Annotated in this window: 15 protein-coding genes and 1 pseudogene; 4 read left to right on the top strand and 12 right to left on the bottom strand. The window is 69.9% G+C overall.

The window, feature by feature from the left end; all coding sequences use genetic code 11:
• Window position 1: 1 nt before the first annotated feature.
• Both ABD794_RS02415 and ABD794_RS02410 read right to left on the bottom strand, forming a co-directional pair.
• Window positions 2-466 carry a DUF2771 domain-containing protein gene (locus ABD794_RS02415; RefSeq protein WP_344960657.1) on the bottom strand — a complete coding sequence of 155 codons (465 nt, stop codon included), beginning with the start codon at window positions 464-466 and terminating at the stop codon, window positions 2-4.
• 26 nt (window positions 467-492) lie between these two features.
• The gene (locus ABD794_RS02410) at window positions 493-1,932 is read right to left on the bottom strand and encodes an MFS transporter (protein WP_425585904.1); all 1,440 of its coding nucleotides are present in this window, start codon (window positions 1,930-1,932) and stop codon (window positions 493-495) included.
• 314 nt (window positions 1,933-2,246) lie between these two features.
• Between ABD794_RS02410 and ABD794_RS02405 the strand changes: the two genes are divergently transcribed.
• From ABD794_RS02405 to ABD794_RS02395, 3 genes are all read left to right on the top strand, one after another.
• Window positions 2,247-3,134, top strand: a complete 888-nt coding sequence (locus tag ABD794_RS02405) for a DUF3027 domain-containing protein (RefSeq protein ID WP_344960655.1) — start codon at window positions 2,247-2,249, stop codon at window positions 3,132-3,134.
• 202 nt (window positions 3,135-3,336) lie between these two features.
• A complete protein-coding gene (locus tag ABD794_RS02400; RefSeq protein WP_344960654.1) occupies window positions 3,337-6,477 on the top strand; it encodes a sacsin N-terminal ATP-binding-like domain-containing protein in 3,141 nt (1,046 codons plus the stop codon).
• Window positions 6,465-6,998: a MepB family protein gene (locus ABD794_RS02395; RefSeq protein WP_344960653.1), complete on the top strand. Its 534-nt coding sequence runs from the start codon at window positions 6,465-6,467 to the stop codon at window positions 6,996-6,998. Before ABD794_RS02400 ends, ABD794_RS02395 begins: the two co-directional genes overlap by 13 nt.
• Window positions 6,999-7,007: 9 nt before the next feature.
• On the opposite strand, the gene ABD794_RS02390 is transcribed toward ABD794_RS02395, so the two are convergent.
• The 3 genes from ABD794_RS02390 to ABD794_RS02380 form a co-directional block, all read right to left on the bottom strand.
• Window positions 7,008-7,181, bottom strand: a complete 174-nt coding sequence (locus ABD794_RS02390; protein ID WP_344960651.1) for a hypothetical protein — start codon at window positions 7,179-7,181, stop codon at window positions 7,008-7,010.
• Between the two features lie 120 nt (window positions 7,182-7,301).
• Window positions 7,302-8,000, bottom strand: a complete 699-nt coding sequence (locus ABD794_RS02385; RefSeq protein WP_344960649.1) for an FAD-dependent monooxygenase — start codon at window positions 7,998-8,000, stop codon at window positions 7,302-7,304.
• On the bottom strand, window positions 7,900-8,277 hold the full coding sequence (locus ABD794_RS02380) for a hypothetical protein (RefSeq protein ID WP_344960648.1): 378 nt from the start codon (window positions 8,275-8,277) through the stop codon (window positions 7,900-7,902). The genes ABD794_RS02385 and ABD794_RS02380 overlap by 101 nt, the downstream gene beginning before the upstream one ends.
• A gap of 286 nt (window positions 8,278-8,563) precedes the next feature.
• On the opposite strand from ABD794_RS02380, the gene ABD794_RS02375 reads away from it, so the two are divergent.
• Window positions 8,564-9,151 (top strand): TetR/AcrR family transcriptional regulator, encoded by a 588-nt coding sequence (locus ABD794_RS02375; protein ID WP_344960647.1) that lies wholly within the window; start codon window positions 8,564-8,566, stop codon window positions 9,149-9,151.
• 21 nt (window positions 9,152-9,172) lie between these two features.
• Here ABD794_RS02375 and ABD794_RS02370 read toward each other — a convergent pair.
• The 7 genes and pseudogenes from ABD794_RS02370 to ABD794_RS02335 form a co-directional block, all read right to left on the bottom strand.
• A pseudogene (locus tag ABD794_RS02370) lies at window positions 9,173-9,755 on the bottom strand (Uma2 family endonuclease).
• Window positions 9,756-10,413: 658 nt separating this feature from the next.
• Window positions 10,414-10,719 (bottom strand): hypothetical protein, encoded by a 306-nt coding sequence (locus ABD794_RS02365; RefSeq protein ID WP_344960646.1) that lies wholly within the window; start codon window positions 10,717-10,719, stop codon window positions 10,414-10,416.
• Between the two features lie 769 nt (window positions 10,720-11,488).
• The gene (locus ABD794_RS02355; RefSeq protein WP_344960645.1) at window positions 11,489-11,713 is read right to left on the bottom strand and encodes a DUF397 domain-containing protein; all 225 of its coding nucleotides are present in this window, start codon (window positions 11,711-11,713) and stop codon (window positions 11,489-11,491) included.
• Window positions 11,706-11,996, bottom strand: coding sequence for a hypothetical protein (locus tag ABD794_RS02350; RefSeq protein ID WP_344960644.1), 291 nt, complete (start codon window positions 11,994-11,996; stop codon window positions 11,706-11,708). Before ABD794_RS02350 ends, ABD794_RS02355 begins: the two co-directional genes overlap by 8 nt.
• A gap of 61 nt (window positions 11,997-12,057) precedes the next feature.
• Window positions 12,058-12,891: a helix-turn-helix domain-containing protein gene (locus ABD794_RS02345; protein WP_344960643.1), complete on the bottom strand. Its 834-nt coding sequence runs from the start codon at window positions 12,889-12,891 to the stop codon at window positions 12,058-12,060.
• Window positions 12,881-13,405 (bottom strand): DUF6879 family protein, encoded by a 525-nt coding sequence (locus ABD794_RS02340; protein ID WP_344960642.1) that lies wholly within the window; start codon window positions 13,403-13,405, stop codon window positions 12,881-12,883. The genes ABD794_RS02345 and ABD794_RS02340 overlap by 11 nt, the downstream gene beginning before the upstream one ends.
• Window positions 13,389-13,595: a hypothetical protein gene (locus ABD794_RS02335; RefSeq protein WP_344960641.1), complete on the bottom strand. Its 207-nt coding sequence runs from the start codon at window positions 13,593-13,595 to the stop codon at window positions 13,389-13,391. Before ABD794_RS02335 ends, ABD794_RS02340 begins: the two co-directional genes overlap by 17 nt.
• Between the last annotated feature and the right edge of the window lie 4,258 nt (window positions 13,596-17,853).

Here is a 17,853-nt window from a genome sequence, read left to right as displayed (position 1 = left end):
GTCAGGAGCTTGTCTTGAGCGTGAAGTTCCAGATGCCGAGCGCCTTGCGGTCGCCCACCTCGACGATGCTGACCTTGACCTCGTCGCCCTTGGCGTTCTGCATGAGGTAGCCGGCCTGGACCGTCTTGTACGTCTTGGTGTTCTGGCCCAGCATCGGCTGGCCGTCGACGAACACGGTCCAGCTGTTGTCGGCGATCTTCGGGTCGACGCCGATGTGCAGCTTGTCGTCGGCGGTCGCCTTGATGGTCTTGCCGCTCTTCTTGAGGCAGTCGCCCAGCTCGTCCTGGTCGATGGCGTCACCGCCGTTGTAGCAGGCGGCCTCGGACTGGACCGTCGTCGAGCCGACGGTCAGCGTCGCCAGCGGAGTCGGCTTGTCGCAGGCGGAGAGGGCGACGAGCCCGAAGGTCACGGCCCCGGCGGCGGCAGCGGCGCGGCGGCGTCTGCCCCGGAAAAACGCAGCGGTCATGCGGGCAGGCTACCCGGCCGTTTCCCTCACGCCACGCGCGGGTGCGGTGAGCCGCGCCTGGCCGCCGCCAGCAGCCCCCGTACGGCAGTGGCCACGCCCAGCGCGAGGAACGCGGCGGCCACCGACATGCCCAGCACGCCGTTGAGCGGGAGCACGATCCCGATCGCCCCGCCGACCACCCACGCCATCTGCAACAGCGTCTCGGAGCGGGCGAACGCCGACGTCCGCACCTCCTCCGGCACGTCGCGCTGGATGAGCGAGTCCAGCGACTGCTTGCCCAGCGCCTGCGAGATCCCCGCGACCGCCGCGACGACCACCACGAAGAACGCGCTGTACAGCGCCGCCGCCAGGACCGCCGTCGCCAGCGCCGCCGTCAGCACCGCGGCGATGGTCTTCTCCGGGCCGCGCGAGCGCAGCAGCGCCCCCATCGCCGTGCCCAGCGCGTTGCCCGCGCCGGCCGCCACCGCGACCATGCCCAGCGAGAACGCCGGGCCCAGCCCGCCCAGCGGATGGACCCGCAGCAGGAACGCCAGGAAGAAGGTGAGGAAGCCGGACAGCATCCGCAGCGCGCTGTTGGCCTGGAGCGCGTGCAGCACCGAGCGGCCCACCGTGCGCAGCCCCGGCCTGCGCTGCCGCTCGCGCCGCTCCCGGGCCTCGATCCGGGCCCGGGAGTGCAGGTGCGGCCGGTGCGGCCGGTGGTCGGGGGAGACCAGCCGGGCCCGCGCCTCGCCCTTGGCCGAGTCGACCTTGGGCGGCAGCGAGAGCGACCAGAACGTGCCCAGCGTGAAGATCGCACAGGCTCCGTAGAGCGGCCACTCCGGGCCCAGCTGGTGCAGCCCCGCGCCGAGCGGGGCCGCCAGTCCCGTGGCCAGCAGACCGCCCAGCGTGACCCGGGAATTCGCCTTCACGAGGGAGATCCGCGGTGGCAGCAGCCGGGGCACGACCGCCGACCGCACCACGCCGTACGCCTTCGACGCCACCAGCACCCCGAGCGCCGCCGGATACAGCTCCAGACCGCCGGTCGCGACCGCGCCCGACATCATCACGGCCAGCACCGCCCGGGTCAGCATCGAGCCCGCCATCGCCGCCCGGCGGCCGTGCGGCAGCCGGTCCAGCAGCGGGCCGATCACCGGGGCGAGCAGGGTGAACGGGGCCATCGTGACCGCCAGGTACAGCGCCACGCGGCCGCGCGCCTGGTCCGTGGGGACGGAGAAGAAGACGGTGGACGCCAGCGCGATGGTGATCATCATGTCGCCCGCGGAGTTCACCGCGTGCAGCTCGATCAGCTTGGACAGCCCCGACTCGCCCGCCCCGTGGGCGTTCGTCGCCCTGCGGACGCCCCGTGCGGCGAAGGAGACGGGCGCGCGCAACACGCGGCCGACGCTCCGGCCGCCGCGGCGGAGCGGACCGCCATTTGCTGACCGGATGGCTCCCACGACGCCATCATCTCCTAGCGAGGGCCCCATTGGCTCCAGTGCTCCGTACGGTGCCTGCCGGCGCTCGCCCGGGGGCGTACCGGAGTGCCCCGGGGAGCTCACCGAAACCCGGGTATCCCCCACACCTGACTCCGGGGTAGCGTGCACAATGCGCCACCACCGGTCGTTCTTGGCCGCGCGCCGCGTCTCGATCCCGCAGAATGGACATGACCAGGTGCGCCCGCGGCCGATCGGGCGGACGTCGACGCGGCCCCACGGTCCGCTCCGTCCCCGCCGAACCGGCCGACGGCTGGCGCACTCGTGAGACGGCGTGGAAGAGAGAATCGATTCTTGTGAGTGCTGCGATGCGAAGCCGTACCCCGGACCGCCTGTGCGCCGAGGCGGTCGAACTCGCCCGTGCTGCGGCCGAGGAGGCCGCTTTCCCCGGGCAGGTCGGTGACCACGTCGAGGTCGCCGCCGACGGGGACCGCGTCGTCACGCACTACTTCACCTGTCTCGACCCCGGCTACCGCGGCTGGCGCTGGGGCGTCACCGTCGCCCGCGCCTCCCGCGCCAAGGCCGTCACGCTCGACGAGACGGTTCTGCTCCCCGGCCCCGACGCGCTCCTCGCCCCCGAATGGGTGCCCTGGAGCGAGCGGCTGCGCCCCGGCGACATGGGCCCCGGCGACCTGCTGCCCACCGATGCGGACGACCTGCGGCTGGAGCCCGGCTGGTCCGGCGAGGAGGCGCCGCCGCCGAACTCCGCGCTGTCGGAGGAGATGACCGAGCTCGCCGACGCGGAGGACGCGGACGTCTCCGCCGGGTCGCCGTCCGCCCAGCTCGCCGCCCCCGTGCGCGGCTCGATCACCTCCCTCGCCGAGGAACTCGGCATGCGGCGGGCGCGCGTCCTCTCCCGCTACGGCCTGCACACCGCGGCCGACCGCTGGGACGAGTCGTACGGCGCCAAGACCCCCATGGCCCAGGCGGCCCCCGCCTCCTGCGTCAGCTGCGGCTTCCTCGTCCCCATCGGCGGCTCGCTGGGTCAGGCGTTCGGCATCTGCGGCAACGAGTTCGGGCCGGCGGACGGGCACGTGGTGTCCCTGGCGTACGGCTGCGGCGGCCACTCGGAGGCCGCCGTCATGCCGAAGCCGCCGCGGCCGGCTCCGCCGGTGATCGACGAGACGGTGGTGGACCTGATGCCGCTGGGCGGCGGCGCCGGGGCGGGCGAGGAAGAGGACTTGGGGCACGCGTAGCGCTGCGCGTGCTGTTCTCAAGCGCCGGACGGGCTGAATAGCACGTCCGGCGCTTGAGGACCTCGCGGCGAAGCCGCGATGCCCCCGCGCGGAGCGCGAAGAAACGGTGAAAGGGCGGGACCGGGGCACCCTCAACTCCCCCCACCCCGCCCGCACGGTACGTTCACCCCTGGACGACCCGACCCCAGGGAGACGAACACACGTGAGCGCCAGCGCCGACCCCTTCGGCACCGCCCGCCTCCGCCAGGGCGTCCTCACCGCCTGGACCGCCTCCGCGGCCCGCTTCCGCGAGGACGCCAACGCCGAGGAGGACCTCGCCCTCGGCGGCTACCGCGACCGCCTCGTCGTCGAACTCGCCCAGAACGCCGCCGACGCGGCGGCCCGCGCCGGCGTGACCGGCCGCCTCCGGCTCACCCTCCACGCGGCGACCGACGACGGCCCCGCCGTCCTCGCGGCCGCGAACACCGGTGCCCCTCTCGACGCCACCGGCGTCGAGTCGCTCGCGACGCTGCGCGCCTCGGCCAAGCGTGACCAGCAGGACACCGCCGGCCGCTTCGGCGTCGGCTTCGCCGCCGTCCTCGCCGTCACCGACGAGCCCGCCGTCCTCGGCCGCCACGGCGGCGTCCGCTGGTCGCTCCGCGAGGCCCGCGCCCTGGCCGAGGAAGCCGCACAGCCCGCGCAGGCCGGGCAACCCGCGCAACCCGCCCTCGCCGAGGAGATCCGCCGCCGCGACGGACACGTCCCGCTGCTCCGCCTCCCGTTCCCCGCCGAGGGCACCGCCCCCGACGGCTACGACACCGTCGTCGTCCTGCCCCTGCGCGACGGCGCCGCGCAGGACCTCGCCGAGCGCCTCCTCGCCGGGATCGACGACGCGCTGCTGCTGGCCCTGCCCGGCCTGCGCGAAGTCGTCGTCGAGACACCGGACACCGAAGCACCCCGCGTCCTGACGAGCCGCCAGGAGGCCGACGGGCACGTCGTCGTCGACGACGGCGACCGCCCCGGCACCCCCGTCCGCTGGCGCGTCGAGCGCACCGCCGGCCGGCTCGACGCCGCGCTCCTCGCCGACCGCCCGGTCGAGGAGCGCCTGCGCCCGGACTGGTCCGTGACCTGGGCGGTCCCGGTCGCACCGGACGGCACCCCCGTCCGCCCGCGCACCGCCCCGGTGCTGCACGCCCCGACCCCCACGGACGAACCCCTCGGCCTGCCCGGCCTGTTGATCGCCACCTTCCCGCTGGAGCCGACCCGCCGCCACATCGCGCCCGGCCCGCTGACCGACTTCCTCATCGGCCGCGCCGCCGAGGCGTACGCCGCGCTGGTGCGCGACTGGCATCCCGTCGCGGCCGGCACGCTCGACCTCGTCCCGTCCCCGCTGGCCACCAGCCCGCTCGACGCGGAGCTGCGCAGCCTCGTCCTGGAGCGGCTGCCGCGCGTCGCGTTCCTGCCGAGCGCGGCACCGGCGCCCGGGGGCGAGGGGGCCGAGGAGCCGTACGCCCTGCGCCCCGCCGAGGCGGAGATCGTGGAGGGTGCGGGCGCGGACACCGTCGCCGTCCTCGGCGAGCTCTTCCGCAGCCTGGTGCCCGCCGGGCTGGAGCGCCGTCCCGAGCTGCGCGCGCTGGGCGTCGCCCGGGTGCCGCTGGGCGAGGCGATCGACCGTCTCGCGGGTGTGGAGCGGCCCGCCGAGTGGTGGCGGCGGCTCTACGACAGCCTCGTCGGGGTGGACCCGGACCGGCTGACCGGCCTGCCCGTCCCGCTCGCCGACGGCCGCCGCACGGCGGTCGGCCCCCGCCAGGTCCTGCTGCCGCCCCGGGACGGCGCCGAGAAGCTGTCCCGCCTCGGGCTGAAGGTCGCCCATCCCGACGCCGCGCACCCGCTGCTGGAGAAGCTCGGCGCGACCCCGGCCTCGCCCCGCGCGATCCTGACCACGCCCCAGATCAGGGCGGCGGTCGCCAACTCCCTGGACACGGAGGCGGATTGGGACGAGGACGCGCTCGGCCACGACGAGCTCGTGGACACCGTCCTCACCCTCGTCCGCGACGCGAACCTCGCCCCCGGCGACGAGCCCTGGCTCGCCGCGCTCGCCCTCCCCGACGAGGACGGCGAACCGGCCCCCGCCGGTGAACTCGTCTACCCGGGCAGCCCGTTCGAGAGCGTGATCCGCCCGGGCGAACTCGCCGCCGTCGACGCCGGCCTGGCCGCCCGCTGGGGCGAGCAGCCGCTGACCGCCGTCGGCGTCCTCGCCAACTTCGCCCTCGTCCGCGCCACCGACGTCGTCCTCGACCCGGACGAACTGGAGCCGCGCGAGGGCGACTTCGCCGAGCCGGACGACGCGGGGCTGCTGGACGCCGTGGACGTGTGGTGCGAGGACATCCTCGACCGCCTGCCGGACACGGTCGTCCCGCCCGTCGCGACCGAGATCGTCGCCGTCCGCGACCTCGACCTCGTCGACGACGACGCCTGGCCGCAGGCCCTCGCCCTGCTCGCGGAGCCGCCCCTCCGCGACGCCCTGACCGCCCCGGTCCGCGTCCTCCTCCCGGACGGCACGACGGAGTCCGTCCGCCCCTACACCGCCTGGTGGCTGCGCGGCCACCCGGTCCTCGACGGCCGCCGCCCGGCGGGCCTGCGGGCGGCCGGCGGGGATCCGCTCCTGGACGGCCTGTACGAGTCCGCCGACGCGACCGGATTCGCCGACGAGCAGGTGCTGCGGGCGCTGGGCGTCCGCACGACGGTCGCGGCGCTGCTGGACGAGCCGGGGGGCGCGGCGGAACTGCTGGCGCGCCTCGCGGACCCGGCGCGAGCCGTACGCCCGGCCCAACTGCACGCGCTGTACACCGCGTTGGCCGTCCTGGACCCCGACGAGGTGACGCTGCCGGACGAGCTGCGGGCGGTCGTCGACGGCGCGGTGCACGTGGTCGACGCGGCGGACGCGCTGGTGGCCGACGCCCCGGACCTGCTGCCGCTGGCCGGCGGCCGCGCGCTGCTCCCCGTACAGCCCTCCCTGGCCGCCGACTTGGCGGACCTGCTGCAGGTGCGCCGCCTGGGCGAGGCGGTCGAGGCAGCCGTGGAGGCGGGCGAGGGCTCGCTCCGCGAGGTCCCCGACGGCGTCCGCGTCCTCCTCCCGGAAGCGCCGACGACGTACGTCGAGCACGAGGAACTCGCTGTTTCGGGCGTGGAGTTGGACTGGCGCCTGGGCCCCGACGGCGTTCTCCACGCCACCACCCTGGAGGGCGTGGCCGCCGGTCTGGCCTGGGCGGCGGGCCACTGGGCGCGGCGCTTCGAGGCGGCGGCGCTGCTGGAGGACCCGTCGCGGACGGGGGAGCTGGCGCGGGACCGATGGTTCGACTAGGACCCGTTCCGTGGGCGGGGCTCCACGATGACCTGCTGGTGGCGAAGGCACGGGTGTACGACCCGGGCGGTTTCGCCTGCTCACGGCCGGTGCCGGAACCGGAGAGCGCGGAGTACGCGGCTCACGCGTTCACGATCGATGGTTCGTCGGTCAGGTTCCGCGTGGCCAGGACCACTCCGACGAAGGCCGGCCAGTTCGTCACGGTGTGGCAGCGGTCCGCGGAAGGCCCGATCCGGCCCTTCGACGCCGAGGACGGGGTCGGTCTCTTCGTCATCAGCAGCCGCGACGGCGGCCACTTCGGGCAGTTCGTGTTCCCGCAGGAGGTGCTGTGCGAGCGCGGCGTCGTGTCCCGGAACGGCTCCGGCGGGAAGCGGGGGTTCCGCGTGTACCCGCCGTGGGCGATCACGACCAGCCGTCAGGCGGGCAGCACTCAGGCGTGGCAGGTGAACTACTTCCTGCGGCTCGGGGAGGGGGACGGGCCGGTCGACATGGAGCGTGCCCGCTCCCTCTACCACCCGTAGGCGCACCCTTCAGCGGACCGACTCCGGGGCTCGGCGTTCTTCGGCGTCCACGAACGCGGCGAGCCGCCGGTGGCCGGTGACGCAGAGCGCCAGAAGCGTCGTGATCACCAACCCGGCGAGCCCTCCCAGGACCCGGTCCCGCCAGGGCGCGGAGACCAGCGGATTGAGCGCCCCGATCAGCATCAAGATCGCAATCTGGGACGGAATATTCGCCGCATATGGTACCTAGCCGTGCACGAAGGGCCCGTCCCGGACGAGGGGATCCGTCCCGGGACAGGTGACCCGGGTGAGCTCCGACCGGCGTCAGCCGTCGATGCCCGGCCGCGCGCGACCGGAACGTGCCGCGGGCGGTTGCCAGTCCAGTACCGGGGCGAGCGAGTCGAGCAGGCGTGGGTCCGCGACCGGGAGCGCCGGGCCGTCGTGCCCGGCCGGGCCGGACTCCCCGGCTCTCCGGGCGACGGCGCCGATGCGGCGGGAACGCCGGGCGATCATCTGGGTGCGGGGGCGGCGCTCGTGGTCGTAGGCGGCCAGGGCCCGGGGAATCGAGGAGTGGTCGTCCAGCAGCGCGGCCAGGGTGACGGCGTCCTCCAGTGCCTGGTTGGCGCCCTGGCCCAGGTTCGGGGTCATGCCGTGCGCGGCGTCGCCGAGCAGCGCGACCCGGCCGGTGGCGTAGGACGGCAGCGGCGGCAGCTCGTGGACGTCGTGGCGCATCACGGCCGACTCGGTGGCGGCCTCCAGCAGGGCCGGGATCGGGTGGTGCCAGTGTGCGAACCGCCGCCGCAGCTCGGCGAGTTCCCCGTCGGGGCCGCGTCGTCCGGCCGGGGTGTCCGCCACCCCGAAGAGATAGGTCCGGCCGTCCGGGAGCGGGGCGATCCCGACGCGTCCGCCGCGGCCCCAGGTCTCACCGCCGGCCGTGACCGGCCCGGACCCGACCACCAGCCGCCAGGCGGTGTATCCGGCGTAGCGAGGCTCGGGGGCCTGTGGCCAGATCGCTCGTCGCACGGTGCTGCGGAGGCCGTCCGCGCCCACCAGCAGGTCGGCGTGGGACGCGTCCGGTGCCGTGCTCGACGCGCACCCGTGGCCCGTCGGCGCCGACGTCCGTCACCGTGCTGCCCGTGCGCAGCGCGTCGTGGGGGAGGGCGCGCCGCAGGATGTCCAGCAGATCCGCCCGGTGGATCACCGCCGGTGCGATGCCGGTGCGCCACAGCCAGCGCCCCGTCGGGTCGCGGATGCCCGCCCGGATTCCGGTCAGGGCGTGCCGCCGCACCGCGGGGCCCACGCCCAGTGCCTCCAGGGCCCCGCATCCCGTTGGGCCACAGCGACAGCCCGGCTCCCGCGTCGCCGAACTGTGCGGCTCTTTCCAGGACTTGAACGCGCCAGCCGCGTCCGGCCAGGGCCAGGGCGGCCGCGAGCCCGCCGATTCCGCCGCCGGCCACGATCGCCGTGCGCCCGTCGCCCGTGGCCGGGTTCGGCGTGTTGTCTTCCATCACCGCTCCTCTACGTTTGTAGTGGATACCGGGAGCTCTACACTTGTAGAGGAAATGGAGAAGCGTGAGGAGCGGAACGTGGCCGAAACCACAGCACGGCGGCGGCAGTTGGCGGACGCGGCGATCGCGACGCTGGCCCGGGAGGGCATGCGCGGATTGACCCATCGCGCGGTCGACCGGACCGCCGGCCTGCCGGAGGGGACCTGCTCGTACTACTTCCGGACGCGGCAGGCGCTGCTCCGGGCGACGGTCGAGCGCCTCGTCGAGGTGGACACCGCCGATCTGGCCGAACGCCCCGCGGCCCTGGGGCGGAGCTCGGACCCGGCCGAGGTCGCCGAAGCCGTCGCCGAGGTCGTCCGGCACTGGGCGACCTCGGAGGGCGAGCGGACGAAGGCCCGCTACGAGCTCATGCTGGAGGCCGGCCGCCGCCCCGAACTCCGGGCCGCCCTGGACAAGGCCCGCGAGCACTACCACCGGCTGGCGGAGACCACCCTCGCCGCCGCGGGGGCCGCCGATCCGGCGGCCCAGGCCCAGGTGCTCATTGCGTGTATGGACGGCCTGATGTTCCGTCACCTGACGGGCGCGGACCCGCTTTCGGGGCCGCCCGAGCGGCTCGGCGACGCCCTGACCGACCTGCTGCGGGGCTTCGCGGGGCGGCGCGGCTGATCGTGGTGCGGTCGGGAGCGCCTAGTCGGTGAGTTCCTTCAGTTCCTCGGTGTCCAAGGTGAAGCCGACCGGGTCGGGGAGCTGGACGGGGTTCCCGTAGGGCTGGGAGATCACGCTGAGATATTCGCCGTCCTTGGGGTCGGAGTAGACGGTGACCAAGGCGCGGTCGCGGTCGACCAGGAGATAGACAGGAATGCCCGCCGCCAGCGTAACCGGCGGGCTTTTCCACTCGGTCGCGCGCGTTCGTGTCCGCGTCGCGGGAGGTGACCTCTACGGCCATCAGAGCGCCCTCGGCGTCCGACCATTCGCCGTCCTTCAGGAAATGCCGCCGTGGGGCCAGTACCCCGTCGGGCCGTGCGCGGCCCTTGCGGTATGCCTCGGTCTTCATGCCCCGTTCCCGGTACAGCCGGAGGTCGGGCCGATGCTGCATGCACTGCTCCGAGAGCCACATGGCGATCTCGTCGTGCTCCCCGTCCGGCACCGGCTTGACCTCGATCCTTCCGTTGATGAACTCCAGGCGCACGGTTTCGTGCGCCATGCGGGCCAGCTCCTCGAACTCTTCGACGAGGATCAGCGGGGTGTGCTCGGCGGGGGTCGGGGTCATGTGATCGCCTCCTTCCCTCAATGGTGCCCCGATATCGGGCGGTGCGTCGTGCAGCGTGGTCATGTGCGTGCCTTCCTTTCGTGTCGGCGGTTGAGGGACCGGAGTTCGCTGACGCGGGTGTGGACTTCGTCGGCGAGGGTGCGGCAGGGGTCGGGCCGGGGCGGGGCCTCGCCCCGGCAGGGGCGGCAGATGCCGCCGGGGAGGGCCTCGGTGGTGCCGGGGTCGCGGCAGACGACGCACTCCAGGACGAGGCGCGGCCGCGCGGGGGGCGGCGACCTTCTCGGGTGGGATCTTGTCGGTGAGCCGACGGCGGACGAAGCCGGCCGCGTGGTGCACCCCCTCGGGCGGCAGCCCGCAGGTCAGAGTCCGGACGAACTCGTCGTCACCGACGCCGCGTTCGAACCACGGCTCGGCGAGCGGCGCGAGGCTCGCGCAGTCGGCGGCGGACAGCGTCAGCCGGGGCTCGGTGCGGCCGAGGGTGGCGAGCAGGCGGTACGCGCGGGAGCGGGGCCGCTCGGGCGCGGGAGCCGGGACGGCCGCCTCCGGGGCCTTCTCGGGGGCGGGGCCGATGTCCCCTTTCCGTACGGCCTCCCACCACGCGTCGTCGCGCGGCGTCCGGGAGAAGAAGGTCCGCGTCACCCAACGCGAGCTTCCTTCTTCACTCTTGTGGTGCTCGGTGAACCGCCGCAGGTGACCGGCTTCGGCGAGCCGCCGCAGCGCGGTGAGGCAGGCGGGCCTGCCCGTATGCGGGCAGCTGGGCCGCCAGGGACTTCCCGTCCATCGCGGCCCCTTCGGGCAGCCGGTCGATGAAAGCGGCGATCGACGCCTCGCGGGGCGGCAGATGTGCGAAGTCGTCCTTGCGGCGGGGAGCTTGGGCGGGTGCGGACCGCTTGCCGAAGCCGGGGCGGGCCATGCGGGGCGGGTGCGCGGGGAGCGGGGCAGGGTTAGGGTAGGCGTCAGCCATACGGGATCACCTGTCGATCTCGTCGGTAAGACACCCGGTCCCGGTGTTGGTCGCACCGGCCGGGGTCGTTTGTTGCTGCGCACGCTAGGGCCTCGCGACAGCATGTCGCAAACCGGCCACGGTGCGTGAACTGCCCGTGGTATACGCGCGCTTGAGCGCGTGCGGAGGGTTGGGTGGGTGGGTTCAACAACCCCACCATTCCTTATAGGGAGCGCTCGGATCCCGCCGCCCGGATCCCGGAACTCAAGCGCCCGGACAGCTCAGTTCCGGCTTGGTTCTATTCGGGGAGCACGTCACCAGCGCCACCGACAGGAACAAGGTCCCTCGAAGGTAGAACCCGAGTGATACGTCGCCGCCTTCGGCCAGTCGCGCGGCGGCGGAGTCGGCGAGCCGGACCGCATCCCGTTCATGGTCGGAGGCGAACCGGGGCGCGTGCTCGGTCAGCCGATCCGCCAGCCATTCCGCGGCCTCCTTCGGCTCTTCCCATGTTCCCCTGATCAGCTTGGGCGGCTTGAGTAACCACAACGCCGTTCGATCGGGGGACTTCGGTGTTCGTCCACTCCGCGATGGCTTCGCGATATCGCTGCTGAATCTCGTTGGGGGCTGGTGGTTGTCGGCGGTACGGAGGGTGGTGGGCGGCGGATGCTCTCCTTGTCGAAGGCGGCCTTCTCACCGGTCCAGAGGTATCCATGAACGTGCAACTGTCTTCCTGCCATGGAATGTTGGCGGGCGGCCCTTGCCTCCTGGAGGGGCAGGGGCCGCCGACCGGTCAGGCCATGAGGCCGAAGCGGGACGGGTCGATGCCGGCCGCGTTCAGCTCGGCGGCGGTGAACCTCAGTGGTTCCGCGTTGGGCCGCTTGCTGTCGCCCAGGGCGTAGGCGTCCTCGCCGATGCGGGCGAGGGTCACGCACGCCTCGCCGTCGGGGTGGGTGTTGCCGCCGCACGCCTTGGCGAACTGCGCACCGTCGATGTCGAGCCCGTACAGGTCAGTCATGGTGAACCTTCCTCGTGGGTGGAAGGGCACCGGGGCAGCCGTCGTCGCCGAGGGCCGTGGTCAACTTCTGGGCGGTGCGCAACGGGACGGTCCCCAGGTAGACGAACGGCTCGCCGCCGAGCGAGGCGCGTCCTGTCAACTGAGGCCAGGAATCCCGGTCTCCGACCTTAATGCCCATCGATTTGAGCACCTGCCCGAGTGCGAAGGCCGCCTCGTCGGCCTTCTTCTTCCCTTCCATGAAGAGGTCGGCTTGCTTTGCGGCTGCTTCGGTGTCCGTGGTCACGGGCACATCGTGGGGCCTGCTGGGCGCCAATACCAGCTTTATTCACGTATTGGGTTAAAGATCAGCGACGGTAAGCCGAGGCCCACTCGTCCAGTTTCGCCCTGGCGTCGTCCCCGGAGAGTGCGTACCCCTCGTAGCGATCGAAGTCTTCCCGATATGCGGTGACATCGCGGTGGTCGCGGAGGATCAGAGCCCCGGTGCCGGTCTCCACCGTTGCCAGCCGGCGGTCGTAGATGGTGAACGTGTTCAGTGGGCGTTCGGGTATGTAGCCGCTCAGCGGAATGATGCCGAGGCGCACGTTCGGGATTCGGGAGACCGACACGAGCCGGTCAAGCTGCATCGACATCGCCATGGGCGGGAGGAGCGGCCAGCGTACGGCTTGCTCTGTGAGCAGGAACGTAAACGATTTCGACGAGTCGTACAGCACACTCTGGCGCTCCAGTTTCTTGGCGACCGTCTTGGACTGATCGCCGGGGACGTCCGCGATGCTGGCGCGCACATATTCTGGTGTGGCGAGCAGACCGGTGATCATTGACAGGAGAAAGAAGCGAAACTCTGTCGAGAGGGATTCGAGTCGCGCCAGCTCGTTCTGCTTCTTGTCCAAACCCCTGCGGCGAGAAGACCAATGATCCTGCCACTCGGTGTTCGCCGTTCGGGCCAGGGTGAGGATTTGGGTGGCGAGACTCCCGGTGGCGTCGAGGGCTTCAAGGATGAGTTCTACGTCAACAATGGTGGGTGTAAGTTTCCCACTTTCAATGTTGCTGACCTTTGTCTGAGACATGGCGCAACGGCGAGCGAGCCAGGTTTGTGTCTTCCCGGCCCGCTTCCGTTGACTTCTCAGTGCTTCCGCTAGGTCTGACCTGGACTGACCCAGCCGTTCCGGCTCAAAGGTCAAAGCCCTTCACGTACTCCTCGAAGGGCACCGACTCTTCTACGGCGGTTCGCTGGTATTCGATGAACCGGGTTGTGTCGCCTTCGTGGATTTCGCGGTTGATCTGCCTGCCGTCCGGATGGTAGTTCATGAGAACTACTTCGGAACGGTCGAACATCCAGAAGTCCTGGATCCCGTCAAGAGGGTTCGGGCGGTCTGTTACGTCGAGGATCCGGATTTCCTCACCTGCCAAGACGTGAGGCGCGTAGTACTGCGAAAACTCGAATCGCAGGTACTCGGACAGCGGACGGGTGACGATGTGGACGCGACCCTGAGTGCGTCCCTCCGCGACCTGTTGCCGCAGCCGGTCGGTGTACTCGTTCGATACCGTGACCGGATCGATGCGGACCCCGTCGCGGAATGCCTGCCACTCCTGGGCTTCCTGCGGCATGAGGTACTGCTGCAGGGTTTCGAGTCGCCAGGCCTCCCGCTCGAAGTCTTCGAACCGTGCCTGCCATGCCTCACCAGCCAAGAGCATGAAACGCCTCCCTCAGAACGTTCTCGGGGATCTCCACGAGTGCCTCGCCGGCCGGAGGCTTGAAAGTGTCGGATGCCTCGCCCTGAACCAGGAACGATCCGGTCGCCGTCCGATACACGTTCGGACAGTCATCCTTGCCGCATTCGCCGTTCCCGCTGCCGGTAAGTCGGGTCAGTTCCTCACGCGCCATGACGAAACCCCCTTGTGACCGGCCCTGGTTGGACCGGGTGACGACGAAGGTATCGGGGGGCTCCGATCGTCGTCCATGCGGCGCCGCCAATATTCGCGTGGTCGCATAAACCCGCTGCCGCCGTGCCCCTGACGGTGGGTGCCTGGTGGACTTGACCTGCCTCAGTAGCCCTGTGTGGGGCGAGCCGGGCGTAGGCGGTTCGCCTCCTGGGCCCGAAGTGAGCACCCAAGGGTTTTTTAGCTTTGCGACTCGTCTATTTCTTTCGTGGTCTTGCGGGCTTCGTTGTTTCTTTTATCAGCGGGATTCCGCTATAACGCCACACAGTGACGGGGAACCTGTGCCAACAACACAGTGGGAAACTATAGCTGAGAACTTCAGCCACGCAAAGCAAGGCGCAGCGAGGTAAGAGCATTAGGACGCTCCGCGGCATCGCCGACACGGGCTAGCTAGCCCGGTTCACAGGGCTTCGCCTCGATCCGCTCCCGCGAGGACTCTTTGGCTGTTATGTCTCGCGCGATACTTCTCCGTTTTTGTTTCTTCTCCATGCCCGTTCCCTTTGTGACCGTTCGCGAGAATCCGGAATTTCGGTTGCGTCGAACAGCCAGAGTCCCCCATTGGGTCGAAGGCCGTGTTTTTTGGGGGGGGTAGAGTTGCTCCGGCCCGGCACGGGCCAGACCTCGGATGTCATCACCGGCCTGGAGCCGCCGCCATGCGATGCCCAGCAGACCCTCAAGCAGAGTAGCACACTCGGGGAACGCAACCACATACGCCACGACGGCCTTCACCAGGGGCAAGGCAATGCAACGGTTCGATGAAGTACAAGCCTCTACCCGCTCACCGATGCGTTATGCCGCGTCCGAACCTTTCTACACCGTGTCAACATCACCGCAAGTGCTCGGCACCACTACCCGGGTCCGGTCCTCGTACCGGATCCTGCTCCCCCCCGCTAGAGACTAGGCACAGCAGGAGCAGGCAACAACTCGCACCCCCCCTTACGGCTATCCGGAGCGGCAGTAGGCCCCGACACGGGTCGTGCCCGCTCTCGAGAACACGCCCAAAGCAGACACAGACAGACGGTAGCCTGTCCGGGCAATCTATTTTGTATGGGCTGAAGACTATAGTCTGTCTGATACCCGTAATCCATGTTCTTGTCTCAACGTATTAACAGTGAAGGGCGTGAACACTTTTGCTCCGCTCTCGGCCATGCACAGGCTTACATCGTTGAGGCCAGGGCCGACGGTCGCCAGGACAACGTCCGCCTGCTCGCGACGACCCACGAGGGGGGCTGTCCGCGTGAAAACCGACCCTTCGCAGACAGGGCTCGGGACTTTTTCCGGTCAGCGCACGTCCCCGCAGGGTTGTTTTTTTTATGGGAAACGATTTCATTGCGGATCACGGTCGCCTGGACTACCTCCACACCGGCCGCGAGTCGGCTCAGCGTGCGCGCCAGCACTTCGCGCCTATGTCGCCACATACTCCCGCAACCCGTCACACGGTGCGGATACGAGCAACCGCCCGCTACGCGACAGAACAAGGAGCGATGGCAGGTCATGACTACCCATTTGGCATGTAACCCACCGCGCGCAGCGGCAACCGACGACCTCGTCCCCACCCCCGCCACCCATTTCTACCCGCGCTCTACAAGACCTCGCATTCACTGGTCGGCCACCCGTCTACGCCACTGCAGCGCGACGGGCGTCTACTCGGCTGGTGCGTGGATCACGGCCACACCGACAGGAAACTCACTGACTGGGCCGACGGTCGACCGCTCACCGCCGACGCGTTGGCACCGTCGCCGTTCCGGGGACCACCAGGGCACGGGGCTACGCACACGCCACTGCCCGTCCGCAGAAGGTAGTAATTTGATGACGGTAGCTCGCCCACGGAGCGCGGGCTGTACCGTGAGGGCGGGGGCGCGACTTCGCCTTGACCGAGGATGGGAGCTGCTCGCGTTCGGACGTGCGCGGGTCCCAGCGGCGGCCCTGTGCTCTGGGCCAGCACGAGATGTTCCGCCGCTTCGGCCGAGGGGCTGGGCGAACCCTGCGCACGGGAGCGGCCGTCTTCGACTCCGCGTTCGGCACGACGTTCTTGGGAGTATCTGGCCGCAGCTTCGTAGAATGGTCCGCCTTCCGTTATTTCCGACGCGACACGCTCTCCATAAGAAATTGCGACGGTCGGAACGGGCACTTCTTCCCAACGATCGGGAGTGCCGCCCCGCCCACGCTTACACCAGTTACCCCACGTTCGGCAACACGGGCACACCCGCCACTAGTTCCACGATGTCGGCCGGGGACAGGCGGCGGGCTGATCCAGCCGCGAAGGCTCCCCTCGCCACCGGCCCACCCCCGGGTGCTCACTCGGTATCTCCATTCATTTCCGACGGCACCGGAACGGTGGCGCACCACCTGCTCAGCAGGGGCACAGCGCCCTGAAGGCGCACGGTTTGGCACGCGGACCCGAGGCGCCCCCGGGCGACGTCATTTCCACGGCCGAGACGCAAAACCGAGGGCGGGGGACGCCTCTCTCACCCTGCTGAAATAAAAGAAACACACTCCTAACACACCTTCGGTCCGACCGAGGATTGAGTCAATGCCGCCCACTCTCCGACGGTTTCCCATCACGCGGGAACCACATTTGGGGCCCACTATACTAACCAAGCTGTGAGTTCCGGACCCTCACTCATCTTCTCACCTCCCCTCCTCCGTTCGTTCAGTCCGCTCGCACGATGCAGTAGATCCGCACACGCCACAAGATGCGCAGTCTATCGGCACCCGGTCGGCACCGGCTCGGATTTCTGTGAACAAATCACGAGGTAGTTGGCACCGCTATGACAATCCTCTGTCGGACAGTTGTGGAGGAGTTCTTCAGAAGGTAGACGTCCCGTCCATCGGGCACGGCCCGTGGATAGCATAACGTCCCCGCCCTCCGTGTCCGCCATCCGGACCTTCAGCGCTTCCCCGTCGAGCAAGGATGGTCGACATATCGACGATTCCGGGCCGGTCGAAGAGGACAACCGGTGAAGGACACCGGGGTGCCGGGCGAAGGACGCTCGCGCAAGCAGCCGCACCTGATGCCCACGAGGGCCAACATCGAGGTACGCAACGGCACACCACGTTACGGGGACAGGCTATCTCCCCGTCAGCTGCGGGACAACGTGTCCTCGTTACGTCTGTGTCGATCAAGTCAGCCACCAGGTCATGGCGTCCGTCCGAAATTCACACGGGCACGCCAAACCTATGCCATACAGGCGGGGGATGAAAACAGCAAGAGCGGCGGCCGATACTCGTAAGACACGGCGTGCCGAAGCACGGGCGTGCGAACGCCACAGGGCGTGCCCCGTGCACGCAGGGTGTCGCCAGCCCCTCGGCCGAGCGGCGGAAATACTCGTGCGTGGTCCCAGAGGCACGGCCGGCCTCCCCCGTACTGGGACCCCCGGCACAGCTTCGCACAGAACAGGGCAGAGCAGCCCTCCACAACGCGTATCCACCTCCGGGTCAAGGCTGAATAGACCCCCACCCCCCGCACTATGCTCACCATCAAACGCGGAACAGCACCGCTCAGAGCGCGAGCACACCCGAAGCCGCATCACACACCCACTGCAACACGACCACTTGCGGCCCGCTCCACTCGAGTGACGATGATTCCGCAGAAAGAAGCGAAAAATGCACTGGCGTTGACCGAACCTCGTCGAAGCGGCGATGAAACGCTTTAAGGATGACCCACGCAGTCGGCCAAGCGCAGTCGAGAGTCCGGTGTAACATGCCTGTGATCGCACCGAAACAAGCGACCGATCGCAAGAGCAGGGCGTATTACCAGAAGTGCGCCACCGAAAAGGATCCAGGTACGTCAGGCGCACGGGAACCATGCGGATGGCGGGGGTTGGAGTACGAAGGGCCACTGAACGTTGGTAGCCGGATAAGTGTGAATGAGTGGGGGCGATATGGTGCCCCCGTATCGCTCCATAGTCGAGATAGCACGAGACGCCTTGCAAACGCGTCGGTACCGGAGCCTTGCTGCGCAGAGAACCGAAAGGCGGGCGGACGCAGTTCTGTTTGTGTGTTTGGAAGCGTACCACAGTATTACACGATCCGTCCCCCCACTCCCCTTTTGATGTTACGCCCGGCATCTTACCGCACCATAACCATACACACCTGTCTGGAGAACGACGGACATGGACCCCCCCCGCCCTGGAGAAGGGGTATATTTAGCCACGAGCCACCCCCATATCTGCGGAAGGGGCTTTTTTTCCGCGGGGACC

Source organism: Streptomyces thioluteus, from assembly GCF_039535865.1.
The sequence above is the reverse complement of the archived record's forward strand: the minus strand, read 5'-3'. Positions and strand labels throughout refer to the sequence as shown.